Below are 23,370 nucleotides of genomic sequence, written 5' to 3'. Positions count from 1 at the left end.
GCGCCGGGACAAAAAGGCGGCGTTTCCACTCTCGACTCCGGCTGGGCGCAATGATTAGTTCCGCCATCGGATGGGTTTTGCGATGCGCCGGCGGCTGAAGAATTTTCTGCCCGTTTTCCTGATTGCGCTGATGGTGCAAATCTTTGCGCCGATCGCTGCCTGCTGGGCGGCCGGAATCGCCGCTTCCGATCCGCTGGCTGCCGCCATCATCTGCCATGACAACACCGTCGGTTCCGGCGAAACCGACCCAGGCGGGCCGCACGTCCGAGACGGCTGCTGCTCGATCTGTAATGTGCTGCAGACCGGCACTCCGGTCGATCCGCCCGAGATGACCGCCGGCGTTATCGAGCGGTCGCCCAGACAGGTGGCATGGGTCGATTTCGTCTCCCGTCTGGCGGATGTGCGGGCACGCTCCCACGCGCAGGCACGCGCCCCACCATCGATTTCCTGACTGCCGTTCGCTGCCGGTGCGCCTTCGCTGCGCCGGTTGATGCCGTCAATCAAGCCGGCCGCAGAGCCGGTGTCAGGAATTTCCCCCAATGTTACGCCTCGCTTTCCCGAGCGGTGCCGGCACGCTGGTGCTCGGTGCCATGCTCGCCACCGATCCATCCCCGGCAGCAGCCCAAACCGCGTTGCCGCCGGTCAATGTGGATGCACCCCGAGAAGCCCGCGCCAAGCCGGCGAAACCGAAGCCGGTGGGGCGCACGCTCGTCGCCCGGCCGCGGGTGACGCCGCCGAGGACCACCGCCATCCCGACCGTCTTGGTGCAGCGCGACGTTACGCCCTCGGTTCTACGCGACGGGCTCAACCAGGCGCCCAGCGGGCAGACCCAAACCACTGTCGACCGCAGCCAGTTCGAGAATCGGCCGGCCTTCTCGGTCGGAGACGTGCTGAGAGAGAGCCCCGGCATCTCGATCAAACAGGGCAACGGGCCGCGCGACGTCGGCATTTCGATCCGCGGATCGAACGCCCGCAACGGCTTCGGGATTCGCAACCTCGTCATCTTCGAGGACGGTTTTCCGGTCACCCAGCCGGACGGACTGTCGCGCAGCGACCTGATCGATCCGCACGCCTATGGCGCAATCGACGTGATCCGCGGACCGTCCTCGGCGCTGTTCGGCAACTACGCGACCGGCGGCGCGCTGAATTTCCGGACGCGGCCGGGCAGGACGATCGACGGTGTCGAATACGGCGTCGACGGCGGCAGCTTCGGTTACTTGAACAACTATCTGGCCGCAGGCAAGAAGGTTGGCAATTTCGAGGGCTCGTTGTTTGCGAGTGATGCGCGCGGCGACGGTTACATCAGCAATAGCTGGTTCAACACCCAGACGGTGAATTTCCTCGGCACGCTGCAGGCCACGCCCGATGACCGCTTCACGGTCAAGTTCATCAACAACGACCTGAGCGCGCGGCTGCCGATCCGGCTGTCGCTGAACCAGTACAACCAGAACCCTTTCCAGAGCGGCTGCGTGACCGGCGCCACCGCGGCGCTGGGCTGCGCAACGGTGCCGCTGTTCAACAACGGCTTCAACGCGGCGGCGGGAATCGACAGGGAGACTGCGCTACAGGCGGGGCTCGGCCGTAACGATCGTCGCACCATCGTCGGCGGCCGCTGGGAGCATGATTTCGACAATCAGACCACCTGGCGCAACCAGTTCGTGTTCGACGACCGCAACATCAATCAGCCGACCGGAGCGACCAGCGCAATCGGCGATTTCCCGTCCTACAACTATATGAGCGACATCACGCGGCGCGGCGAGATCCTTGGCATGGACTCGACCACCTATTTCGGGGGCTGGTACAACACGCTCGCCGCCTCCAGCGATACGCGCAATGTCGCGCCGGGCGGCAATGCCACGCTTGGAGCGCTATCCAGCAATCTGTACAGCGATACATCCAACTACGGCGTTCGCGCGCGACAGGAACTCAAGCTCAACCCGTCGCTCACGGCGATCGCGGGCATTGGATGGGAAACGACCAACCTTAAGGGAAGGAACACGGCGTACACCTATACTGGCCCGACGGGGATCACGACGACGACGGTGACGACCGCCGATCGGCAATTCCAGAACACCGCGCCGGAGCTTGCGCTTCTCTACAGGCTGAACAGCGAGTGGCAATTCCGCGGCAGGGTGGCTACCGGATACGGGACGCCGCAGGTCGGAAACCTCTTTGTGCTGTCAAACGGTCAGAACGGCAACAATACAGGGCTGCAGGCGCAGAAAAACCTCGGTTACGATCTGGGCTTCGACTGGACGCCGAACAGCGCGCTCAAGCTGAGCGCCACCGGCTTCTACGAGTTTTTCAAGGATGAACTGGTGTCGCAGGCAACTCCGGTCGGAGCGCCCAATGCGAGCTATACGTTCAATGCGCCGCGATCCGAGCATCGCGGCGTGGAGCTTGCCGCCGACTGGCGGTTCCTCCCGGGCTGGCGGCTGACGGCGGCCTACACCTATCTCGACGAGGTCTATACGGAGTACGTCGAGAACATCACCAATGGTGCGGTGTTCGGCTTCAACCGCGCGGGAAACAAGATCCCCGGCATCTCGCCGAACGAATTGACCGCACGGCTTTCCTACGACCAGTTGTCCGGGCCGCTTCGCGGTCTCGGCGCGTTCGTGGAAGTGCAGTGGAAGGACTCCTTCTACATGGACAACGCCAATCTCCTGAAGGCGCCCGGATATGAGCTGGTCAACCTCAATGTCCACTACGGCACCGACCTGGTCTCGGACTATTTCAAGGCGATCAACCTCTATTTCGAGGTGCGGAACGTCTTTGACCGGACGTACGTGGCTTCCGCCAACAACATTGCTGATGCGGTGACGGCGGGGGGCATTCAAAACCCCGCGAGCGTGCTGGCTAACACCACCGGCTCGATCTATGCCGGAGCGCCAAGAACGTTTGTGGCCGGCATGAAACTGGCGTTCAAATGAGGTGCGTTGTCATGAGAGACGTGAGACCTGTTCTCGGTGCTGCTGCCATGGCCGCCGCCTTCATCCTCTGGGACGGTAGCGCATTCGCGCAGATGAACCATCAGCACGCGTCGGAAGCCGCATGCGAGGAGACGGTCCTGCGCTGCGCGAGCAAGGTTACGCCCGTGTTCAGTTCCGACGGCGCGCTTTGGCTGGTCTGGATGGCCGGCGGTCAGATCTCCGTTGCAAGTTCGAAGGACGAAGGAAAGACCTTTTCTTCGCCAGTACAGGTCACGCGCGAGAGCCTTAATCTGGATTGGGGACCGGATGCACGTCCGAAGATCGCCATCGATGGCAAGGGGCGGATTGCGCTGGTGTTCTCGATCTTCAGGGACAAGGCCTTCAACGGTCAGGTGCTCACGACGCAATCGAGCGATGGGGGCAAGAGCTTTGCTCCCTTGCGCCCGATCACCGCAAACAACGAGAGCCAGCGCTTCGAGGCTATTGCCTTCGCGCCTGACGGTACCGTGTTCGCGGCCTGGCTCGACAAGCGCAACCGCGTGCCGGCGCGGCAGAACGGCAAGCCCTACGATGGCGCAGGCCTGTTCTTCGCGACATCGAAGGATGGCGGTTCGACTTACTCCGACGCGCAGATCGTCGCCGACAACACCTGCGAATGTTGTCGCCTCGGCCTGGCCCTGGATGGCAGCGGCCGTCCGGTCATCGTGTTCAGAAATATCTTTGAGGGCGGTGTCCGCGATCACGCCGTCGTCACCTTCTCAGGCCCGGCCTCGCCGGGGGAGGTTCACCGCGTCAGCCGGGATGACTGGCAAATCGCGGCCTGCCCGCATCACGGACCGAGCCTGTCAATCTCACCGAACGGAACCTATCATGTCGCCTGGTACACGAACGGCAAGGCGCGTAAGGGGCTGTTCTATGCGCGCTCGACCGACGGCGGAAAAACCTTCTCGGATCCACTGCCGATCGGCGAGCCCAGCCGAAGCCCGTCGCGGCCTCAGGTCATCGCCGGACCGGATGGGCTTGCGATGGTCTGGAAGGAGTTCGACGGCGAGAAGACCGAGGTGAAGCTGATGACGTCACAGGACAATGGAGCGACCTGGTCGACATCCAGGGTGATCGCCAGCACGACCGACAATTCCGACCATCCGCTGCTCGTCTCGGACAGCCGGCGAGTCTATCTCTCCTGGATGACGAAGGCCGATGGATACCGTTTCCAACCAATCGAGAGAGAGCCATGAAACGCGAACTGCTTGCCGCAGCATTTCTGTTGGGGGCGCTTTCCGCCGCAGCAACCGCGGAGGACGCCGAGCTCAAGTCATTCGAACGCGGAAGCTGGCAGCAGATTCTGCGTTCACACGCCGGTCGTCCTACCCTGGTTCATTTCTGGGGCGTGACCTGTGGTCCATGCAAGGTCGAGTTACCCCAGCTCGGCAAGTTCATGAAGGACCATCCTGGAATCGATGTGGTCACGATCAGTGCGGACCTGGTGCCCAATCTCCCAGAGGCGACGCAATCGATGCTGCAGAAAGCGGGGCTCTCCGCGGCCGAGAACTGGATGTTCAGCGATGGCTTTGCCGATCGGCTGCGATTTGAAATCGATCCGGCCTGGCAGGGCGATATTCCGCGCACGATGCTGATCGCGCGCGGCGGCGCAGTCACGACGATCGAGGGAGCGGCCGAGATGCCGGAGCTCGACAAATGGGCACAAGGACAGGCCGCGACGACGGGATCAAGATAACAAGTCAATCTGAAATACGGGATAGAACAACATGAAAAAACGCTCTTCCATCATTACGCTCGCTCCTCTCCTGGCCATCTTGCTCGGTGTCCCGGCGCAGGCCGAAGACATCAAGGCCGGCGATCTCGTCATCAGCCAGGCTTGGAGCCGGGCGACGCCGAGCGGCGCGAAGGTCGCTGGCGGCTATCTCACGATCGAGAACAAGGGCTCGTCACCGGACCGGCTGGTGGGGGCCTCCGGCGATATCGCCGGCAAGCTCGAGGTGCATGAGATGGCGACGGAGAACGGCGTGATGAAGATGCGCCCGTTGGAGAAGGGTCTCGTGATCGAGCCCGGCAAGACCGTCAAGCTCGCGCCCGGCGGCTATCATCTGATGATGTTCGACCTGAAGAATCCACTGAAGCAGGGCGACACAGTGCCGGTCACGCTCGAATTCGAGAAGGCGGGCAAGGTGACATTGTCGCTCGACGTGCAGGCTGTCGGAGCGACGGCGCCGGGCGGCGACCATGGCAGTCACATGGAGATGAAGAAGTCGCACGATCATTCCGGCAGCAAGATGTGAGGCCGGGCAAGAGGCGCTTGAGGTTGTAGGGTGGGCAAAGCGCAGCGTGCCCACCGCTACGAGTGGAATGTTTGATGGTGGGCACGCTGCGCTTTGCCCACCCTACAGGTCGGCCAGATTTAGGGTGAACGTCCGGTAAGGTTTGCTTTACCCACCCCCGGCGATCTCATTACAAATCGGCGCAATGCCCGCAAATCGGCTTATTTGGCGGCTTTTTCGCAAGTACCGGCCTTGTGTTTTCGTATCCGATCCGGTTTCACTGCGTTTCTCTTGCCTCCTCAACTGATTCCTGAGTGCGCCCATGCGATTGTCGCGGTTTTTCCTGCCTATCCTGAAAGAAAACCCGAAAGAGGCGGAGATCGTCTCGCATCGCCTGATGCTGCGCGCCGGCATGATCCGGCAGGAGGCCGCGGGCATCTATGCCTGGCTGCCGCTCGGCTTCAAGGTCCTGCAGAAGATCGAGCAGATCGTGCGCGAGGAGCAGGACCGCGCCGGCGCGCTGGAACTGATGATGCCGACCCTGCAACTCGCCGACCTCTGGCGCGAGAGCGGCCGCTACGACGCCTACGGCCCGGAAATGCTGCGCATCACCGACCGCCACAAGCGCGAGCTGCTTTACGGGCCGACCAACGAAGAAATGATCACGGAAATCTTCCGTGCCTATGTGAAGTCGTATAAGAGCCTGCCGCTCAATCTCTATCACATCCAGTGGAAGTTCCGCGACGAGCAGCGCCCGCGGTTCGGCGTGATGCGCGGCCGCGAGTTCCTGATGAAGGACGCCTATTCCTTCGATCTCGACGAGGCCGGCGCGCGGCGCACCTACAACAGGATGTTCGTCGCTTACCTGCGCACGTTTGCGCGGATGGGGCTGAAGGCGATCCCGATGCGCGCCGAAACCGGGCCGATCGGCGGCGACTTGAGCCATGAATTCATCGTGCTTGCGGAGACCGGCGAGTCCGGCGTGTTCTGCAACAGCGACGTGCTCGATTTGCCGATTCCGCCCGATGATGTGGACTACGACGGCGATCTCACTGACATCATCAAGCAGTGGACCTCGGTCTATGCCGCGACCGAGGACGTCCATGACGCCGCGCGCTTCGAGAGTGAGGTGCCGGCGGAGAAGCGGGTGCATACGCGTGGCATCGAGGTCGGCCAGATCTTCTATTTCGGCACCAAATATTCCGACAGCATGAAGGCGCTGGTCGCGGGCCCCGACGGCGCGGAAGTGCCGATCCATGGCGGTTCCTATGGCGTCGGCGTCTCGCGGCTGGTCGGCGCCATCATCGAGGCCTGCCACGATGATGCCGGCATCAAATGGCCGGAAGCGGTTGCGCCGTTCAAGGCGGCGATCCTGAACCTGAAGCAGGGCGATGCCGCCGTTGATGCGGCCTGCGAAAAGCTCTACGCGGATTTGAAGGCCAAGGGCGTCGACGTGCTCTATGACGATACTGATCAGCGCGCCGGCGCGAAATTCGCCGCCGCCGACCTGATCGGCATCCCCTGGCAGGTCCTGGTCGGCCCGAAAGGCCTTGCCGAAGGCAAAGTCGAGATCAAGCGGCGCAGCGACGGCACGCGCGAGAACCTCACGCTCGACGACGCGCTTGTGAAGATCGCGGGATAGCGTTTATCCACCGCACCCGCGTGCGGTTGGCCAGTCCGGCCACATTTGGCCCCGAATCATGGGATTATCGACACATGGATGAGGCCATGACCGAAAAAGTCCGCACCCCGCCTTTTGCGCCCTTCGAATGGCTGCTGTCCGGACGTTACCTGCGGGCGCGTCGCAGGGAAGGTTTCATTTCCGTGATTGCCGGCTTTTCCTTTCTCGGCATCATGCTCGGCGTCGCCACGCTGATCGTGGTGATGGCCGTGATGAACGGCTTCCGCAAGGAATTGCTCGACAAGATCCTCGGCCTCAATGGCCATCTCCTGGTCCAGCCGCTGGAATCGCCACTCACCGACTGGAAGGATGTCGCCGAGCGCATCAGCCAGGTGCAGGGTGTCCGGCTTGCGGCGCCGGTGGTGGACGGCCAGGCGCTGGCGTCCTCCGCCTTCAATGCCTCCGGCGTGCTCGTGCGTGGCATGCGGGCGGAAGATCTCAACAACCTGTTCTCGATCGCGAAGAACATCAAGCAGGGCAGCCTCGAGAATTTCGACGAAGGGCAGGGGGTCGCGATCGGCCGCCGCCTGGCCGATCAATTGTCGCTGCATGCCGGCGACAGCATCACCCTGGTGGCCCCGCGCGGTGCGGTGACGCCGATGGGGACGACGCCGCGCATAAAGCCTTACAAGATCGCGGCGGTGTTCGAGATCGGCATGTCCGAATATGACTCGGGTTTCGTGTTCATGCCGCTTGCGGAATCGCAGGCCTATTTCAACCGCAACAATGACGTCACCGCGATCGAGATATTCACCACCAATCCCGATCGCATCGACACGTTTCGCAAGACCGTGACGGAAGCCGCGGGACGGCCGGTGTTCCTGGTCGATTGGCGGCAGCGCAACTCGACCTTCTTCAACGCGCTGCAGGTCGAGCGCAACGTGATGTTCCTGATCCTGACCATGATCGTATTGGTCGCGGCGCTCAACATCGTCTCCGGCCTGATCATGCTGGTAAAGGACAAGGGACAGGATATCGCGATCCTGCGCACGATGGGCGCCTCGCAAGGATCGATCATGCGCATCTTCCTGATCACGGGCGCCTCGATCGGTGTCGTGGGCACCATCGTCGGTTTCCTCGTGGGCATGCTGATCTGCGTGAACATCGAATCGATCCGGCAATTCCTGTCCTGGCTCACCAGCACCGAATTGTTCGACCCGACGCTCTACTTCCTGTCGAAGCTGCCGGCCGAGATCGATTTCGGCGAAACCACGGCCGTCGTCATCATGGCGCTGACGCTGTCGTTCTTGGCGACGCTTTATCCGTCGTGGCGGGCCGCGCGGCTCGATCCCGTCGAAGCACTGCGCTACGAGTGAGGGCTGAGATGGCGGAGGGGGCGCAAGATGTGCCGGTCATCTATCTCCACGACATCAAGCGCCAGTACCGGCAGGGTGAGGCGACGCTGACGATTCTGGACGGCGCCAAGCTCGCGCTGTGGCCGGGACAGTCCGTGGCGCTGGTGGCGCCGTCCGGCTCGGGCAAATCGACGCTCCTGCACATCGCGGGCCTGCTCGAGACCCCCGACGACGGCGAAGTCTATGTCGGGGGCACGCCGACCTCGCAAATGTCGGATATCGATCGCACCCAGATCCGCCGCACCGATATTGGTTTCGTCTATCAGTCGCACCGGCTGTTGCCGGAATTCTCCGCGCTGGAGAACGTGATGCTGCCGCAGATGATCCGCGGCCTCAAACGCTCCGAGACCGTGAAACGCTCGACCGAGATCTTGTCCTATCTCGGCCTCGGCGACCGCATCAAGCATCGGCCGGCCGAGCTTTCCGGCGGTGAGCAGCAGCGGGTCGCGATTGCGCGCGCGGTCGCGAACGCGCCACGGGCGCTGCTGGCCGACGAGCCGACCGGCAACCTTGATCCGCAGACTGCTGACCACGTCTTCAACGCGCTCATGCAACTGGTGAAGGCGACGCGGGTGGCGATGCTGATCGCGACCCACAACATGGACCTTGCCGCCCGAATGGACCGCCGCGTGTCGCTGGCGAACGGGCAGGTGGTCGAGCTTGATTAAGGACAGGGGTTCAGTAGGCCCGGCGATAGCGTTTGTGACGCCGCGGTGACGAATCGACATACGCGTTAGCCGCGTAAGGATAAGGGTAGGCGTTGGCCGCGTAAGGATTGACCACGCATTGGGCCGCCCGGCCCGACGCGGACATCGCGCATTGGGGCAGCGAGGTGTAGCTGCATTCGTAGTAGGTGACGGGGCCGTAGACGTGCAGGCAGACCGGATAATTCGGGTCATAGATCTGCGCGCGGGCGGATGATGCCGCCGCGACCGCGCCAAGCGTCAGGATCGCCAACATCGGAATGCGCATCGGTTCCTCCCGCGTCAGGACGACTATTCCGTCCTCCCATCGCTAACCCCACTCGGAACAGAGTATTCGCGGGCGGGACCGTCAAGTCACGTTCCCGCGCCGATCATTTGCCCTTCGCGGAGCGGAGGTGCGCTCCGACTCAATCGTTGAAAGGCTCGAAGAAGGGGACTACGGGCTGGGGCGGCGGCAGAGGACGGCGCGAAGCCCGCCGGCCGTTGCTGTCGCCGGCATAGAAGGGGTTGGGAATGCACCACAGGAAGCGGCCGGACGCCGTTGCCTGGCATTGCTCGTAGCTGGTAAAGGTGCAGTTGCTGAGCCCGGGATGTTCGTTCCCCTGGATACAGAATGGATAGCGCGTGCCGACCGCTGCGGCCGGCGCGGTTCCAAGGGTGCCGATCCCCGCGGCCGCGGACAAAACCAGGATTACGTTGCGCATCTCTTCTCCTTGATCGCAGCTCGTCGCTCGTCAGCCGATCCAAGCCGTACAACCGAGAGGACGTCAAACAAATATGCAACACAAGGAGTGTGGCGAAGGCCGAAGTGTGAATTTTTTGTGGCAGGGGAACGGTACGATCTTCGGGGCTAAGTGTAAGTAATACAACATTAACTCACGTTTTCGTCAGAATCGTTTCACCGCATCTGTTGCAGCCAAGTTACAGCAATTTTGAGGAACCGTGTTTATTGAGGCGCGTGAAGACCGTGGGGTCATCACATCTGGAACGGGAAATAAAAATGAAAAAGGTTTTGCTTGTAACGGCGAGCTTGGTCGCCCTTGGCGCCGCTGCGCCCGCGGTCGCCGCGGATCTCGCTGCGCGTCCTTACACCAAGGCTCCGCCGATGGTTGCGGCCATCTACGACTGGAGCGGCTTCTACATCGGCGTCAACGGCGGCTGGGGCTCGAGCCACAACACCTGGACCAACACGTCGGTCTTCGGCTTCGGCGTCGGTGAAGGTTCCCATGATGCGACCGGCGGTACGGTCGGTGGCCAGCTCGGCTATCGCTGGCAGGCCGGCAACTGGGTGTTCGGTGTCGAAGGCCAGGGCAACTGGGCCGACTTCAGCGGCTCGAACGTCAGCCTCATTGCACCTGCTGTCACCAATCGCTCCAAGATCGATGCCTTCGGCCTGATCACCGGCCAGGTCGGTTACGCCTGGAACAACGTGCTGCTCTACGCGAAGGGCGGTGCTGCGGTCACCAACAGCAAGCACGAGGGCTCGGTCCTTGGCGTGACCCTTGATAGCGTCGAAAAGACCCGTTGGGGTGGCACCGTCGGCGCCGGCGTCGAATTCGCCTTCGCTCCCGGCTGGTCGGCTGGCGTCGAATACAACCATCTGTTCCTCGACACCGAGAGCCACACCTTCGTCAGCCCGATTCTCGGCGTGACGCGTATCGACGACATCAAGCAGGACGCCGACCTCGTCACCGTCCGCTTGAACTACAAGTTCGGCTTCGGCGGCGCTCCGCTTATCGCGAAGTACTGATCCTCGCGAAACCAACGCGGCACAATCAGCCCCGGGCAATTTGCCCGGGGCTTTTTCTTGGTTTGCCGTCGGTCGGCCCCTGATCATTCTCGGCGCGCGGCGCGAAAATGCCGCGATCGCGGCGCATCGTCAGCGCCATGCTGAAATCCGACGTGCAATGTCCGAGATGCGAAGCCGGTTACCGCCGCATCGAGGTCGATTCGCTTCCCGGCCAGCCGGGGGAATTCCGTTGCCTGGTCTGCGACGAACTCCTCGAGCGCTACAGCGAGAAGCCCTACGTCGCTTACAGGCTGACGGTCCAACCAGAAAAAGTGTTCGGATGACCTCGCCGGTTGCGGCCGCGCATTAACCACCCGCTTCATTCGCGTTCGCTTCTCCTCGCCAAACCGATGCTCGGCCTTGACTCCGGGAACAAATGAGGAACAATGTTCCTCGTATGTTCTCATCAAGGAGACGGCCGATGTTGAAGATTTTCGTCGAAGAGGCGGCGGCGCTGGCATCGATCACGCTGTTCATTGGGATGATCGCGGTCTGGGCCCAGTTGATTCCGCAGTTCTGAGCGGGGAGGAGGGGGCGTGCCGATTTCGTCGGCCGCCATCGGTTGCCATCCGTTGGGGAAAAGCGGGACGCCGCATCACGATGGCGCGTTCGGCGTGGACTCCGGGGATCGGACGCATCACCATTGAATGGCGAGTCGGGATCGGCGGCCTTGTGCCCGAGCCCGGCGGTTGCGTTCCTCCACCAAACCAAGGCCCATCGAAGCACCCATGCCCAGTGCCGGATTCGTCCATCTTCACGTTCATTCGGCCTATTCTCTGCTGAAGGGTTCGATCAAGATCGCCAAGCTCGGCGAGCTTGCCAAGGCGGACCGCCAGCCGGCGCTGGCGCTGACCGACACCGACAACATGTTCGGCGCGCTGGAATTCTCCGACAAGATGGCCGGCTATGGCATCCAGCCTATCGTCGGCTGTGAGCTCGCGATCGATTTCGGCGACGTCGATCCGAATTCGCGCAGTGTGCTGGCCGGCGCTCCGGCCCGAATCGTGCTGCTCGCCGCGCGCGAACGCGGCTATCGCAGCCTGATGCGGCTGAACTCGCGGGCGTTCCTGGAGACGCCCGTCCACCAGTTGCCGCATATCAAGTTCGACTGGCTGACGGACGATGCCGAGGACCTGATCGCGCTGACCGGCGGTCCGGACGGACCGATCACGCTTGCGTTCGCGGCCGATCACGCCAGCCTTGCCGCCACGCGTTGCGACCGCTTGGCAAGCCTGTTCGGAGACCGCCTCTATATCGAGCTGCAGCGCCACAGCATCGACAAGGAGCGCCGCACCGAGGCCGGCCTGATCGATCTTGCCTATACGAGGGGCCTGCCGCTGGTTGCGACCAACGAGCCCTATTTCGCGAGCACCGACGACTACGAGGCCCACGATGCGCTGCTGTGCATTGCCGGCGGCCGGCTGATCGCAGAGACCGATCGCGAGCAGCTCACGCCCGACCACCGCTTCAAGACACGCGCCGAGATGGCGGTGCTGTTTGCGGATATTCCGGAAGCCCTGGCGTCGACGGTCGAGATCGCCGAGCGCTGCTCGTTCCGGCCGAAGACGCGCAAGCCGATCTTGCCGCGCTTCACTGTAGGCGCGGGATCGGGGTCCGATGCGGCAAGCGAGGAGGCTGCGGAGCTGATGCGCCAGGCCGAGGAGGGGCTCGCGAGGCGTCTGCGGATCCACGGTTTGTCGCCGGGCATCACGGAAGAGGACTATCAGAAGCGTCTCGCTTTCGAGATCGATGTCATCAACCGCATGAACTATGCGGGCTACTTCCTGATCGTCTCCGACTTCATCAAATGGGCCAAGGCGCACGACATTCCGGTCGGGCCGGGCCGTGGTTCCGGCGCAGGTTCGCTGGTTGCCTGGGCGCTGACTATCACCGATCTCGATCCGATCCGGTTCGGGCTGCTGTTCGAGCGCTTCCTCAATCCGGAGCGCGTGTCGATGCCGGACTTCGACATCGACTTCTGCCAGGATCGCCGCGGCGAGGTGATCTCCTATGTGCAGGAGCGCTACGGCCGCGACCAGGTGGCGCAGATCATCACCTTCGGTACGCTCCAAGCGCGCGGCGTGCTGCGCGACGTCGGCCGCGTGCTGCAGATGCCCTATGGCCAGGTCGACAAGCTGACCAAGCTGGTGCCGCAGAATCCCGCCGCGCCCGTGACGCTGGCGCAGGCGATCGAGGGCGAACCCAAGCTGCAGGCTTTCCGCGACGAGGATCCGGTGGTCGCGCGCGCCTTCGACATCGCGCAGCGCCTGGAAGGCCTGACCCGACACGCGTCGACCCACGCCGCCGGCATCGTGATCGGCGACCGCCCCTTGAGCGAGCTCGTGCCGCTCTACCGCGATCCCAAATCCGACATGCCGGTGACCCAGTTCAATATGAAATGGGTTGAGCCGGCGGGGCTGGTGAAGTTCGACTTCCTCGGCCTGAAGACGCTGACGGTGCTTGATGTCGCCGTGAGGCTGCTCAAGCAGCGCGATGTGCACGTCGATCTGGCGACGCTGCCAATCGACGATGCCGACAGCTACCAGATGCTGGCGCGGGGCGATGTGGTCGGCGTGTTCCAGGTTGAAAGCCAGGGCATGCGGCGCGCGCTGATCGACATGCGGCCGGACCGTTTCGAGGACATCATCGCGCTGGTGGCGCTCTATCGCCCCGGCCCAATGGCCAACATCCCGACCTATTGCGCGCGCAAGCACGGCGATGAAGAGCCGGAATATCTGCATCCGATCCTGGAGCCGATCCTGAAAGAGACGTTCGGCGTCATCATCTACCAGGAGCAGGTGATGCAGATCGCGCAGCAAATGGCGGGCTACACGCTCGGCCAAGCTGACCTGCTGCGCCGCGCCATGGGCAAGAAGATCCGCGCCGAGATGGAGAAGCAGCGCGAGATCTTCGTCGCCGGCGCAGTCAAGAATGGCGTGCCGAAAGGGCAGGCGGAGACGATCTTCGAATTGCTCGCCAAGTTCGCCGACTACGGCTTCAACAAGAGCCACGCCGCGGCCTATGCGCTGGTCTCCTATCAGACCGCCTACATGAAGGCGCATTATCCGGTGGAGTTCCTGGCAGCGTCGATGACGCTCGAACTCAACAACACGGACAAGCTCTCCGAATTCCGTTCCGAGGCGCAGCGGCTCGGCATCAAGGTCGAGCCGCCCGACGTCAATCGCTCCGGCGCAACCTTCGACGTCGGCGGCAACACCATCTACTACGCATTGGCCGCGCTGAAAGGCGTCGGCCTGCAGGCGGTCGAGCAGATCGTGGAGGAGCGGAAGAAGGGCGCCTTCACGTCGCTGGCCGATTTCGCGGCGCGCGTGAGCCCGCGCGCGATCAACAAGCGCATCATCGAAAGCCTCGCCGCCGCCGGCGCCTTCGATTCGCTCGACCCGAACCGGACCCGCGTCTTCGCCGGCGCCGATGCGATCCTCGCCGCCTGCCAGCGGAGCCATGAAGCCGCGACATCGGGCCAGAACGATATGTTCGGCGGGCTTTCGGACGCGCCGAGCATCGTGCTGCCGCAGGTCGAGCAGTGGCTGCCGGCGGATCGGCTGCGACGCGAATATGACGCCATCGGATTCTTCCTCTCGGGTCACCCGCTCGACGACTACGCCACAGCCTTGAAGCGATTGCGCGTGCAGTCCTGGGCCGAGTTTTCGCGCGCGGTGAAGACAGGTGCGACCGCGGGCAAGGTCGCGGCAACGGTGGTGTCGCGCATGGAGCGGCGCACCAAGACCGGCAACAAGATGGGCATCATGGGCCTGTCGGATCCCACCGGCCATTTCGAAGCGGTGCTGTTTTCTGAAGGATTGGCGCAATACCGCGACGTGCTGGAGCCGGGCGCCGCCGTGCTCCTGCAGCTCGGCGCCGAACTGCAGGGCGAGGACGTCCGCGCCCGCGTGCTGCATGCCGAGCCGCTCGATGCCGCAGCCGCCAAGACCCAAAAGGGCCTGCGCATCTTCCTGCGCGACACCAAGCCGCTGGACTCGATCGCCAAGCGCCTGCAGCCCGGCAATGGCACCGGCGGCGATATCGCGCTGGTGCTGCGGCTCGATCTGGAGACCGAAGTCGAATTCAAGCTCGAAGGCCGCTTCCAGGTGTCCCCGCAGATCGCGGGCGCCATCAAGGCGGTCAGCGGCGTCGAGATGGTCGAGACGCTATGAACGCCGGATCGCGGATCGGGCAGCCTGTGCTTATTTGTACACGAGCTGGTACATCGGGTGAGATATGGCCTCTACCACCTTCACAGTGCGCGTAGATTTCGCGGCAAAGAAGCGGCTGGAAAAGCTGGCCAAGAGCACCGGGCGCAGCCGTTCCTTTCTCGCCGCCGAGGCGATCAACGAGTATCTCGACGTCAACGAATGGCAGATTGCGGGCGTCAAGCGAGCGATCGCGTCACTCGATCGCGGCGAGGGAATTTCGCACGACGAGGTCGAAGACTGGGTGACATCGTGGGGTAGCGGCAAAGAAAAGCCGTTTCCCAAGCGGACATGAGCGCGTCTGGTCCCCTGAAGCTGTCGAGGACCTGATCGCGATACGAGCCTATATTGAGCAGAGCAGCCCCGCGGCGGCGAAGCGTATTGTGCTCTACATCATGCACAATGTGGAGATGCTGCTATCCGATAATCCCGAAATGGAAAGGCCGGGCCGGGTTCCAGGAACGCGAGAACTGGTGATTCCGATGACGCCGTATATTGTGCCCTATCGTGTGGCGGGCCAGACCGTGCAGGTTTTGCGGGTATTTCACGGCGCCCGGCGGTGGCCCGAGACCCTTTAAAGGGGGGGACGCCCCCAAATCCGCCCATATTTCCTTGCTTCTGGCGGAAATCGCGCTATACAGCGCGCCATCTCACACGGAAACATGGCTCTAGAAGGCCGTCCGGTGGCAGCCGGGCCGAGAAGGCTCGCTTGCTCACGCGTTTCCGGAGGAACCAACCGGAGAATCAAAACGATGTCGGTACCCGATTTCACCATGCGTCAGCTTTTGGAAGCTGGCGTGCATTTTGGCCACCAGGCCCACCGCTGGAACCCGAAAATGGCGGAGTACATTTTCGGCGCCCGCAACAACATCCATATCATCGATCTCGCTCAGACCGTGCCGATGCTGCACCGTGCGTTGCAGGCGGTCAGCGATACCGTCGCCAAGGGCGGCCGCATCCTGTTCGTCGGCACCAAGCGGCAGGCGCAGGACGGGGTCGCGGATGCGGCCAAGCGCTCGGCGCAGTATTTCGTCAATTCGCGCTGGCTCGGCGGTACGCTGACCAACTGGAAGACGATCTCGGCCTCGATCAAGCGGCTGCGTCATCTGGACGAGGTGCTCTCGTCCGGCGAAGCCAATTCCTACACCAAGAAGGAACGGCTGACGCTGCAGCGCGAGCGCGACAAGCTTGACCGTTCGCTCGGCGGCATCAAGGACATGGGCGGCCTGCCCGACATGATCTTCGTGATCGACACCAACAAGGAAGACATCGCGATCCAGGAAGCGCAGCGGCTCAACATCCCCGTCGCCGCGATCGTCGACACCAATTCGGACCCGAAGGGCATCACCTTTGTGGTGCCGGGCAACGACGACGCGGGCCGGGCGATTTCGCTCTATTGCGACCTGGTCGCGCGGGCCGCGATCGACGGCATCTCGCGCGCGCAGGGTGATGCCGGTATCGATATCGGCGCCTCCCTCCAGCCGCAGCAGGAAGAACTCCCGGCGCCGTCGGCGACGACCGGCTTCCAGGGGCTGCCGGGACCGCGCGGCACTGCCGACAACCTCAAGAAGCTCACCGGTGTGTCGGGCACGATCGAGAAGAAGCTCAACGATCTCGGCATCTTCCACTATTGGCAGCTCGCCGAGCTCGATCACGACACCGCCCACAAGATCGGCGAACAGGTCGGTCTGCCGAGCCGTGCCGACGCCTGGGTCGCCCAGGCCAAGGCGCTCACCGCGGAAGCGGAATAACCTGAACGGCGGCGCGGCCGGACCTTTCCGGCCAGCGCTTCAATTCCCAGATCAAGGCATTCCCTGTCGCTCGCGGCGGCGCCCTAAAGGCGCCGCCGCGCTTCACAGGCAAGAAGGAATTCAATGATGGCAACGATCACAGCAGCGATGGTCAAGGACCTGCGCGAGTCGACCGGCGCGGGAATGATGGATTGCAAGGCGGCGCTGACCGAGGCCGCCGGCGACATGCAGGCCGCACAGGACTGGCTGCGCAAGAAGGGCCTGTCGAAGGCCGCCAAGAAGGCCGGTCGCGTTGCCGCCGAGGGCCTGATCGGCGCCCTGACCAAGGACACCAAGGGCGTCGTCGTCGAGGTCAATTCCGAGACCGACTTCGTCGCGCGCAACGATCAATTCCAGGGTCTGGTCAAGATGATCGCCCAGGTCGCGCTCGAGGTCGGCGCCGACGTCGAGAAGATCAAGGCGGCCAAGGTCGGCGCCGTCACGGTCGAAGCTGCGATCAACGATGCGATTGCGACCATCGGCGAGAACATGACGCTGCGCCGCGCGGCTTCGCTAGAGGTCGGCAAGGGCGTGGTGTCGAGCTACGTCCACAAGGCCGTCATCGAGGGCGCCGGCAAGATGGGCGTGATCGTGGCGCTGGAATCGGCCGGAAAGACCGATGAGCTTGCCGTGCTCGGCCGCCAGCTCGCCATGCATGTCGCCGCGGCCAACCCGCAGGCGATCGATCCCGCCGGGCTCGATCCTGACGTCGTCCGGCGCGAGAAGGACGTGCTCGCCGACAAGTACCGTCAGCAGGGCAAGCCGGAGAACGTGATCGAGAAGATTGTCGAGTCCGGCCTGAAGACCTTCTACAAGGAAGTCTGCCTGCTGGAGCAGGCTTTCATCCACGATAGCGGAAAGTCCGTGGCGCAGGCGGTTAAGGAAGCTGAGGGCAAGGTCGGCGCGCCGGTGAAGATTGCCGGTTTTGTGCGCTATGCTCTTGGTGAGGGAATCGAGAAGCAGGAATCCGATTTCGCAGCCGAAGTCGCGGCGGCCAGCGGCAAGAAGTAACCGCGTGGATCGAACGGTTCCGGCGCCATCGCGCCGGAACCTGCTTGCGCGGGATGAGGGAGCATCATGGCTGAGCCGGTCTATCGTCGCGTGGTGATCAAGCTTTCAGGCGAATACCTCGCCGGCAGCCAATCCTTCGGCATCGACCAGCCCACCATCGACCGCATCGCCGACGACCTGATCGCGGCGCGCCATCTCGGCACTGAGATTGCCGTCGTGGTCGGCGGCGGCAATATGGTACGCGGAGTGCAGGTGTCGTCCCATGGCCTGTCCCGCACCACCGGCGACACCATGGGCATGCTGGCGACCGTAATGAACTGCCTCGCGCTGGAATCGGCGATCGAGCGCAAGGGCACGCCGGCGCGCACCCTGTCAGCCTTCGTGATGCCGGAAATCTCCGAGTTGTTCACCCGCAGTGCGGCGCACAAATACCTCGCCGAGGGCAAGATCATCCTGCTCGGCGGTGGAACCGGCAATCCGTTCTTCACCACCGATACCACCGCGGTTCTGCGCGCGGCCGAGATCGGCGCGGACGCGGTCTTGAAGGCCACCAATGTCGACGGCGTCTACAGCGCCGATCCCAAGAAGGACCCGTCGGCCAAACGCTTTGATCGCCTGACGCATTCGCAGGCGATTGAGGGTGGTTACAAGGTGATGGACGCGACCGCATTCGCACTTGCCCGCGAGACGTCGCTGCCTATCATCGTGTTTTCGATCGCCGAGCCTGGCTCGATCGGCGCCATCCTGCGCGGCACGGGCCACGGTACGGTCGTCGCCGGCTGACGCTTGGGCGTTGCGGCATGGCGGTTGGTTTCTCGAGCATGATCCGGAAAAGTGGAAACCGGTTTTCCGAAAAGATCATGCTCAAACAAAGAATAGGGCATGATCCGGAAAAGCGGGAACCGGTTTTTCGACGAGATCGTGCCTAAGCTGAAGAAATGAGATTACGATCCGATCCCACCTGATCGGACCATCCAGAGGAAGGGGAGAGCGTCATGCCCACGCCTGGTTTTGACATCAACGAAGTGAAGCGCCGTATGCAAGGTGCGACCCAGTCCCTCAAGCACGAATTGGGCGGTCTGCGTACCGGCCGTGCCGCGGCGTCGATGCTGGAGCCGGTCCAGGTCGAGGCCTATGGCTCGCACATGCCGCTCAACCAGCTCGCCACCGTCAGCGTGCCCGAGCCGCGGCTGCTCTCGGTGCAGGTCTGGGACAAGACGATGGTCAAGGCGGTGGAGAAGGCGATCGTCGATTCCAATCTCGGCCTCAGCCCCGCGACCGAAGGGCAAGTGCTGCGGCTGCGCATTCCCGAACTCAATGCCGAGCGTCGCAAGGAACTCGTCAAGGTCGCGCATAAATATGCGGAAGCGGCCAAGGTGGCGGTCCGTCATGTCCGCCGCGATGGGCTCGATGTCGTCAAGAAGCTCGAGAAGAATCACGAGATCTCCGAAGACGATCAGGAGCGACTCGCCGCCGAGGTGCAGAAGGCGACCGACGGCGTGATCGCCGAGATCGATCAGTTGCTGGCGGCCAAGGAAAAGGAAATCCTGACCGTTTGATTTGGACAGCGCCGATGTCGAACGCCCCCGCACCTGCAACTGCCGGACCGGATCGAACCGGCAGTCCGTTGCATGTGGCGATCATCATGGACGGCAACGGGCGCTGGGCGGCGGCACGCGGCCTGCCGCGCGCGGAGGGACATCGGCGTGGCGTGGAGGCGCTGCGCCGGGTGGTGCGCGCCTCCCACGAACTCGGCATACTCTATCTCACCATCTTCTCGTTCTCGTCAGAGAACTGGTCGCGTCCGGCGACCGAGATCGGGGATCTCTTCGGCCTCTTGCGCCGCTTTATCCGCAATGATCTGGCGACGTTGCACCGGGACGGGGTGAGGGTGCGCGTCATCGGCGAGCGTGAGGGGCTGGACCCGGATATCTGCGCGCTGCTCAACGAAGCCGAAGAGTTGACCAGGGCAAACACCAAGCTCAATCTCGTCGTCGCCTTCAACTATGGCTCGCGCCAGGAGATCGCCGGCGCCGCGCGGCGGCTGGCACAGGAGGTGGCGGAAGGAAAGCGCGATCCCGCATCGATCGATGCCGACGCGCTCGGGCAATATCTCAACGCGCCCGACATTCCCGATCCCGATCTGATCATCCGCACCAGCGGCGAACAGCGGCTGTCGAATTTCCTGATGTGGCAGGCGGCCTATAGCGAGCTCGTGTTTGTGCCGATCCATTGGCCGGACTTCGACAAGGCGGCGCTGGAAAGTGCGATCGCCGAATACGCCAGACGCGAGCGCCGCTTCGGCGGTCTGGCTGCGAAAACCGCATCGTGACCCAAGATAAAGCCGCACCCGCGGCAACGAGCGAGCCGTCCTCGCGCAATCTCTTGATGCGCGTCATCGCGGCGCTGCTCTTGGCGCCGGTTGCGATTGCGATCGCCTATGCCGGCGGTGTTCTCTGGACGCTTCTGGTCACGCTCGCCGCGATTGGCCTCTATGTCGAATGGCTGATGGTCATCGGCGTCGGACACACGCTGCGCGTGACCGTGGCCGGTGCACTTGCGCTGGCGGCAGCGGGGCTCTGTCTCGGGGCAGGGCGGCTTGACGCCTCGCTATCGGTGCTGGCGGTCGGGCTGATCGTGGTCGCCGTGATTTCATCCGAGCAACGTCGGTGGACGATAGCCGGATTTTGCTACGCCGCCGTCGCGGAAGTCGCCTCGGTCGTGCTGCGACAGGATCCGGAAGAAGGCTTTGTGGCGCTGATGTTCGTGTTGTTGGTCGTCTGGGCGACCGACATCGGCGGCTATTTCGCCGGACGCAGCATTGGTGGCCCAAAACTCTGGCCACGGGTCAGCCCGAAGAAGACCTGGGCGGGCGCGGTCGGCAGCTTCGTTGGTAGTCTCGTCGTCGCGGCGGGCTTTGCGGTGTTCGGCCTCGGGGCGGTTGTGCCGGTGCTGGTCTTGGGCGCGGTGCTGTCGGTGGTCTCCCAGTTCGGCGATCTCTTCGAGTCTGCGGTGAAGCGGCGGTTCGGCGTGAAGGATTCCAGCCATCTCATTCCCGGCCATGGCGGGCTGATGGACCGGCTGGACGGCTTCGTCGCCGCGGTTGCCGTTGCTGCAATTTTCGGCTTCTTGCGGGGCGGCGCGGATGGCGTCGGCCGCGGTCTTATGGTTTGGTGAGGAAATGAGCGCTGTCCCATTGCGAAACAACAAGGCCGCGGCATCCGCGGTCCGCACCGTGACCGTGCTGGGCGCCACCGGCTCGATCGGCGACAGCACCATGGACTTGCTGCGCGGTGCGCGCGACCGCTTCCGCGTCGAGGCGCTGACCGCCAATGGCAATGCGCAGGCCCTGGCCAAGCTCGCCCGGGAATTCAACGTGCGCTTTGCGGCCGTGGCCGATCCGAGCAAGCTGTCCGAATTGAAGGATGCGCTGGCGGGCACCCGGATCGAATGCGGCGCCGGCGAAAGCGCGATCATCGAGGCCGCCGCACGGCCGGCGGATTGGGTGATGGCGGCGGTCAGTGGCGCAGCGGGCCTGAAGCCGGCGCTCGCGGCGATCGATCGCGGCGCGACGGTCGCGCTCGCCAACAAGGAGTGTCTGGTCTGCGCCGGCGACTTTTTCATGCAGCGCGCGCTGAAGGCTGGCGCCTGCATCCTACCGGCCGATTCCGAGCATAACGCGCTGTTTCAGGCGCTGAGCTCCGGCAATCGCGAGGAACTGGTGCGGGTGATCATCACCGCTTCCGGTGGGCCGTTCCGCACCTGGGCGCCCGCTGACATCGAGCAGGCTACTCTGGAGCAGGCGTTGAAGCATCCGAACTGGAGCATGGGTCAGAAGATCACGATCGACTCAGCCTCGATGATGAACAAGGGGCTCGAGGTGATCGAGGCCTCCTATCTGTTCGCGCTGACGCCGGATCAGATCGACGTGCTCGTGCATCCGCAGTCGATCATCCATGGCATGGTGGAATTCTCGGACCGTTCGGTGGTCGCGCAGCTCGGCACGCCCGACATGCGCATTCCGATCGCGCATTGCCTCGGCTGGCCCGATCGCATCGTCGGGCCGTCGGCCAAGCTCGACTTGGCCAAGGTCGGCCAGTTGACCTTCGAGGCGCCGGATTTCGAGCGGTTCCCGGGGCTCCGGCTGGCTTACGAATCGTTAAGGACCGGTCGGGGCGCGACCACAGTATATAATGCTGCCAATGAGGTGGCGGTTGCCGCCTTCATCGCCGGCAAGATCAAGTTCGGCGCGATCGCGCGGCTGGTGGAGGCGACCCTGAACGATTGGATCAGGTCCGGCAATCTGGCGCCTCTGACATCGGCAGATGATGCGATTTCCGTTGACCATAACGCGAGAAATAGGGCTGCCTCCCTATTGCCTCAAATTGCCTTAAAGGCATCATAGAGGGTTGGAACCAGGCTTGTAGCCCTGGTCGAGGGGAACTGAATGACCGAGTTTTTCGTACATGGTTTCAATACGTTGAGCCACGGGCTCGTCGGTTATGTGGTTCCCTTCCTGTTTGTCCTGACCATCGTCGTTTTTTTTCACGAGCTCGGCCATTTCCTGGTCGCTCGCTGGGTCGGTGTCAGGGTGCTGACCTTCTCGCTCGGCTTCGGCCCGGAGCTGTTCGGCTTCAACGACCGGCATGGCACGCGCTGGAAGGTCTCCGCGATTCCGCTCGGCGGCTATGTCAAATTCTTCGGCGACGATAGTGAAGCTTCTACGCCGTCGACCGAGACCCTCTCGGCGATGACCGCGGAGGAGCGCAAGGGCAGCTTCCATCACAAAAAGGTCGCGCCGCGCGCGGCCATCGTCGCCGCCGGCCCGATCGCCAATTTCATCCTGGCGATCGTGATCTTCACCTGCCTGTTCACCTTCTTCGGCAAGCCGAGCACCACGGCGCAGGTCGACAAGGTCGAGCCGGGAAGTGCCGCCGCGGTCGCCGGTTTCCAAGTCGGCGACGTCATCACCGCGATCGACGGTACCGCGATCGGCAGCTTCTCGGACATGCAGCGCGTCGTCAGCATCCACGGCGGCGATCAGCTCACTTTCACCATCAAGCGCAGCGGTTCCACGATCCAGTTGCAGGCGACGCCCGAGCTTCGCGACATCAAGGATCCCTTCGGGAACGCCCACCGGCAGGGCATTCTGGGAATCACCCGCGCCACCGCGCCGGGCGAGGCCGTGACCGAGCGGGTCGATCCCGCCACCGCGCTCTGGCTCGGGGTGAAGGAGACCTGGTTCGTGGTCGACCGGACACTGTCCTATATCGGCGGTGTCTTCACCGGGCGCGAGGCGGCAAACCAGGTCGGCGGGCCGCTCGGGATCGCGCGAATCTCGGGCCAGGTCGCCAGCATCGGCCTTGCCGCGCTGATTCACCTGGCCGCCGTGCTCTCGATCTCGATCGGGCTCCTCAACCTGTTCCCAGTACCGCTGCTCGATGGCGGTCACCTTTTGTTCTATGCGGTCGAGGCGATCCGCGGCCGGCCGCTATCTGAACGCGCACAGGAAATGGGGTTCCGAATCGGCCTCGCTCTGGTGCTAATGCTGATGGTGTTCGCGACCTACAACGACATTCTCCATCTCGCGGCATCGTGAAACGGCTTTTTTGTGGCG

Annotated in this window: 22 protein-coding genes and 1 pseudogene; 21 read left to right on the top strand and 2 right to left on the bottom strand. The window is 63.3% G+C overall.

Annotated features, from left to right (window positions below; genetic code table 11):
- The first annotated feature begins 82 nt into the window (after positions 1–82).
- The 8 genes from ACZYOF_RS14170 (at position 83) to ACZYOF_RS14135 (ending at position 8,916) form a co-directional block, all read left to right on the top strand.
- On the top strand, positions 83–451 hold the full coding sequence (locus ACZYOF_RS14170; protein WP_463716131.1) for a DUF2946 domain-containing protein: 369 nt from the start codon (positions 83–85) through the stop codon (positions 449–451).
- Positions 452–539: 88 nt separating this feature from the next.
- Positions 540–2,933 carry a TonB-dependent receptor family protein gene (locus tag ACZYOF_RS14165; RefSeq protein ID WP_463716130.1) on the top strand — a complete coding sequence of 798 codons (2,394 nt, stop codon included), beginning with the start codon at positions 540–542 and terminating at the stop codon, positions 2,931–2,933.
- A 47-nt stretch (positions 2,934–2,980) separates the two neighbouring features.
- Positions 2,981–4,171, top strand: a complete 1,191-nt coding sequence (locus tag ACZYOF_RS14160; RefSeq protein WP_463716141.1) for an exo-alpha-sialidase — start codon at positions 2,981–2,983, stop codon at positions 4,169–4,171.
- Positions 4,168–4,671 carry a TlpA family protein disulfide reductase gene (locus ACZYOF_RS14155; protein WP_463716129.1) on the top strand — a complete coding sequence of 168 codons (504 nt, stop codon included), beginning with the start codon at positions 4,168–4,170 and terminating at the stop codon, positions 4,669–4,671. Before ACZYOF_RS14160 ends, ACZYOF_RS14155 begins: the two co-directional genes overlap by 4 nt.
- Before the next feature lie 31 nt (positions 4,672–4,702).
- The gene (locus ACZYOF_RS14150; RefSeq protein WP_130577971.1) at positions 4,703–5,233 is read left to right on the top strand and encodes a copper chaperone PCu(A)C; all 531 of its coding nucleotides are present in this window, start codon (positions 4,703–4,705) and stop codon (positions 5,231–5,233) included.
- Between the two features lie 301 nt (positions 5,234–5,534).
- Positions 5,535–6,854, top strand: coding sequence for a proline--tRNA ligase (gene proS / locus ACZYOF_RS14145; protein WP_130577970.1), 1,320 nt, complete (start codon positions 5,535–5,537; stop codon positions 6,852–6,854).
- A 74-nt stretch (positions 6,855–6,928) separates the two neighbouring features.
- Positions 6,929–8,209: a lipoprotein-releasing ABC transporter permease subunit gene (locus tag ACZYOF_RS14140; protein WP_130577969.1), complete on the top strand. Its 1,281-nt coding sequence runs from the start codon at positions 6,929–6,931 to the stop codon at positions 8,207–8,209.
- Between the two features lie 8 nt (positions 8,210–8,217).
- Positions 8,218–8,916: an ABC transporter ATP-binding protein gene (locus tag ACZYOF_RS14135; protein ID WP_028162765.1), complete on the top strand. Its 699-nt coding sequence runs from the start codon at positions 8,218–8,220 to the stop codon at positions 8,914–8,916.
- Positions 8,917–8,926: 10 nt separating this feature from the next.
- Here the strand turns inward: ACZYOF_RS14135 and ACZYOF_RS14130 are convergent, their stop codons facing one another.
- Together ACZYOF_RS14130 and ACZYOF_RS14125 are read right to left on the bottom strand one after the other, a co-directional pair.
- On the bottom strand, positions 8,927–9,220 hold the full coding sequence (locus ACZYOF_RS14130) for a DUF3551 domain-containing protein (protein WP_130577968.1): 294 nt from the start codon (positions 9,218–9,220) through the stop codon (positions 8,927–8,929).
- Positions 9,221–9,359: 139 nt separating this feature from the next.
- Positions 9,360–9,656, bottom strand: a complete 297-nt coding sequence (locus tag ACZYOF_RS14125) for a DUF3551 domain-containing protein (protein WP_282528870.1) — start codon at positions 9,654–9,656, stop codon at positions 9,360–9,362.
- Between the two features lie 296 nt (positions 9,657–9,952).
- On the opposite strand from ACZYOF_RS14125, the gene ACZYOF_RS14120 reads away from it, so the two are divergent.
- The 13 genes and pseudogenes from ACZYOF_RS14120 to rseP all read left to right on the top strand — a co-directional run bounded on the left by ACZYOF_RS14120 (position 9,953) and on the right by rseP (position 23,352).
- On the top strand, positions 9,953–10,702 hold the full coding sequence (locus tag ACZYOF_RS14120) for an outer membrane protein (protein WP_130577966.1): 750 nt from the start codon (positions 9,953–9,955) through the stop codon (positions 10,700–10,702).
- Between the two features lie 137 nt (positions 10,703–10,839).
- Positions 10,840–11,025 (top strand): hypothetical protein, encoded by a 186-nt coding sequence (locus ACZYOF_RS14115; RefSeq protein ID WP_463716128.1) that lies wholly within the window; start codon positions 10,840–10,842, stop codon positions 11,023–11,025.
- Between the two features lie 444 nt (positions 11,026–11,469).
- Complete coding sequence (gene dnaE / locus ACZYOF_RS14110; protein ID WP_463716127.1) at positions 11,470–14,916, top strand: DNA polymerase III subunit alpha; 3,447 nt, start codon at positions 11,470–11,472, stop codon at positions 14,914–14,916.
- Positions 14,917–14,980: 64 nt separating this feature from the next.
- Positions 14,981–15,247, top strand: coding sequence for a CopG family ribbon-helix-helix protein (locus ACZYOF_RS14105; RefSeq protein WP_463716126.1), 267 nt, complete (start codon positions 14,981–14,983; stop codon positions 15,245–15,247).
- 16 nt (positions 15,248–15,263) lie between these two features.
- Positions 15,264–15,530, top strand: a pseudogene (locus ACZYOF_RS14100) (type II toxin-antitoxin system RelE/ParE family toxin); the annotation flags it as partial.
- A 174-nt stretch (positions 15,531–15,704) separates the two neighbouring features.
- Complete coding sequence (locus ACZYOF_RS14095; RefSeq protein ID WP_130577963.1) at positions 15,705–16,703, top strand: 30S ribosomal protein S2; 999 nt, start codon at positions 15,705–15,707, stop codon at positions 16,701–16,703.
- Positions 16,704–16,829: 126 nt separating this feature from the next.
- The gene (gene tsf, locus ACZYOF_RS14090; protein WP_463716125.1) at positions 16,830–17,753 is read left to right on the top strand and encodes a translation elongation factor Ts; all 924 of its coding nucleotides are present in this window, start codon (positions 16,830–16,832) and stop codon (positions 17,751–17,753) included.
- A gap of 66 nt (positions 17,754–17,819) precedes the next feature.
- The gene (gene pyrH / locus ACZYOF_RS14085) at positions 17,820–18,536 is read left to right on the top strand and encodes a UMP kinase (RefSeq protein ID WP_394566912.1); all 717 of its coding nucleotides are present in this window, start codon (positions 17,820–17,822) and stop codon (positions 18,534–18,536) included.
- 212 nt (positions 18,537–18,748) lie between these two features.
- Positions 18,749–19,312: a ribosome recycling factor gene (gene frr / locus ACZYOF_RS14080; RefSeq protein ID WP_130229726.1), complete on the top strand. Its 564-nt coding sequence runs from the start codon at positions 18,749–18,751 to the stop codon at positions 19,310–19,312.
- 14 nt (positions 19,313–19,326) lie between these two features.
- On the top strand, positions 19,327–20,085 hold the full coding sequence (locus ACZYOF_RS14075) for an isoprenyl transferase (protein WP_463716124.1): 759 nt from the start codon (positions 19,327–19,329) through the stop codon (positions 20,083–20,085).
- Positions 20,082–20,930, top strand: coding sequence for a phosphatidate cytidylyltransferase (locus tag ACZYOF_RS14070; protein ID WP_463716123.1), 849 nt, complete (start codon positions 20,082–20,084; stop codon positions 20,928–20,930). Before ACZYOF_RS14075 ends, ACZYOF_RS14070 begins: the two co-directional genes overlap by 4 nt.
- Before the next feature lie 4 nt (positions 20,931–20,934).
- A complete protein-coding gene (gene dxr, locus ACZYOF_RS14065; RefSeq protein ID WP_282528877.1) occupies positions 20,935–22,158 on the top strand; it encodes a 1-deoxy-D-xylulose-5-phosphate reductoisomerase in 1,224 nt (407 codons plus the stop codon).
- 42 nt (positions 22,159–22,200) lie between these two features.
- Positions 22,201–23,352: an RIP metalloprotease RseP gene (gene rseP / locus ACZYOF_RS14060; RefSeq protein ID WP_463716122.1), complete on the top strand. Its 1,152-nt coding sequence runs from the start codon at positions 22,201–22,203 to the stop codon at positions 23,350–23,352.
- The last annotated feature ends 18 nt before the right edge of the window (positions 23,353–23,370 follow it).

The organism is Bradyrhizobium sp. LeoA1Lang, assembly GCF_055413685.1.
The sequence above is the reverse complement of the archived record's forward strand: the minus strand, read 5'-3'. Positions and strand labels throughout refer to the sequence as shown.

What these genes read in the sequence shown, in the direction of transcription:
- ACZYOF_RS14170 (WP_463716131.1), top strand. Translation starts at nt 83, where the DNA reads ATGCGCCGGCGGCTGAAGAATTTTCTGCCCGTTTTCCTGATTGCGCTG.
- ACZYOF_RS14165 (WP_463716130.1), top strand. Translation starts at nt 540, where the DNA reads ATGTTACGCCTCGCTTTCCCGAGCGGTGCCGGCACGCTGGTGCTCGGT.
- ACZYOF_RS14160 (WP_463716141.1), top strand. Translation starts at nt 2,981, where the DNA reads ATGGCCGCCGCCTTCATCCTCTGGGACGGTAGCGCATTCGCGCAGATG.
- ACZYOF_RS14155 (WP_463716129.1), top strand. Translation starts at nt 4,168, where the DNA reads ATGAAACGCGAACTGCTTGCCGCAGCATTTCTGTTGGGGGCGCTTTCC.
- ACZYOF_RS14150 (WP_130577971.1), top strand. Translation starts at nt 4,703, where the DNA reads ATGAAAAAACGCTCTTCCATCATTACGCTCGCTCCTCTCCTGGCCATC.
- proS (WP_130577970.1), top strand. Translation starts at nt 5,535, where the DNA reads ATGCGATTGTCGCGGTTTTTCCTGCCTATCCTGAAAGAAAACCCGAAA.
- ACZYOF_RS14140 (WP_130577969.1), top strand. Translation starts at nt 6,929, where the DNA reads ATGGATGAGGCCATGACCGAAAAAGTCCGCACCCCGCCTTTTGCGCCC.
- ACZYOF_RS14135 (WP_028162765.1), top strand. Translation starts at nt 8,218, where the DNA reads ATGGCGGAGGGGGCGCAAGATGTGCCGGTCATCTATCTCCACGACATC.
- ACZYOF_RS14130 (WP_130577968.1), bottom strand. Translation starts at nt 9,220, where the DNA reads ATGCGCATTCCGATGTTGGCGATCCTGACGCTTGGCGCGGTCGCGGCG.
- ACZYOF_RS14125 (WP_282528870.1), bottom strand. Translation starts at nt 9,656, where the DNA reads ATGCGCAACGTAATCCTGGTTTTGTCCGCGGCCGCGGGGATCGGCACC.
- ACZYOF_RS14120 (WP_130577966.1), top strand. Translation starts at nt 9,953, where the DNA reads ATGAAAAAGGTTTTGCTTGTAACGGCGAGCTTGGTCGCCCTTGGCGCC.
- ACZYOF_RS14115 (WP_463716128.1), top strand. Translation starts at nt 10,840, where the DNA reads ATGCTGAAATCCGACGTGCAATGTCCGAGATGCGAAGCCGGTTACCGC.
- dnaE (WP_463716127.1), top strand. Translation starts at nt 11,470, where the DNA reads ATGCCCAGTGCCGGATTCGTCCATCTTCACGTTCATTCGGCCTATTCT.
- ACZYOF_RS14105 (WP_463716126.1), top strand. Translation starts at nt 14,981, where the DNA reads ATGGCCTCTACCACCTTCACAGTGCGCGTAGATTTCGCGGCAAAGAAG.
- ACZYOF_RS14095 (WP_130577963.1), top strand. Translation starts at nt 15,705, where the DNA reads ATGTCGGTACCCGATTTCACCATGCGTCAGCTTTTGGAAGCTGGCGTG.
- tsf (WP_463716125.1), top strand. Translation starts at nt 16,830, where the DNA reads ATGGCAACGATCACAGCAGCGATGGTCAAGGACCTGCGCGAGTCGACC.
- pyrH (WP_394566912.1), top strand. Translation starts at nt 17,820, where the DNA reads ATGGCTGAGCCGGTCTATCGTCGCGTGGTGATCAAGCTTTCAGGCGAA.
- frr (WP_130229726.1), top strand. Translation starts at nt 18,749, where the DNA reads ATGCCCACGCCTGGTTTTGACATCAACGAAGTGAAGCGCCGTATGCAA.
- ACZYOF_RS14075 (WP_463716124.1), top strand. Translation starts at nt 19,327, where the DNA reads ATGTCGAACGCCCCCGCACCTGCAACTGCCGGACCGGATCGAACCGGC.
- dxr (WP_282528877.1), top strand. Translation starts at nt 20,935, where the DNA reads ATGAGCGCTGTCCCATTGCGAAACAACAAGGCCGCGGCATCCGCGGTC.
- rseP (WP_463716122.1), top strand. Translation starts at nt 22,201, where the DNA reads ATGACCGAGTTTTTCGTACATGGTTTCAATACGTTGAGCCACGGGCTC.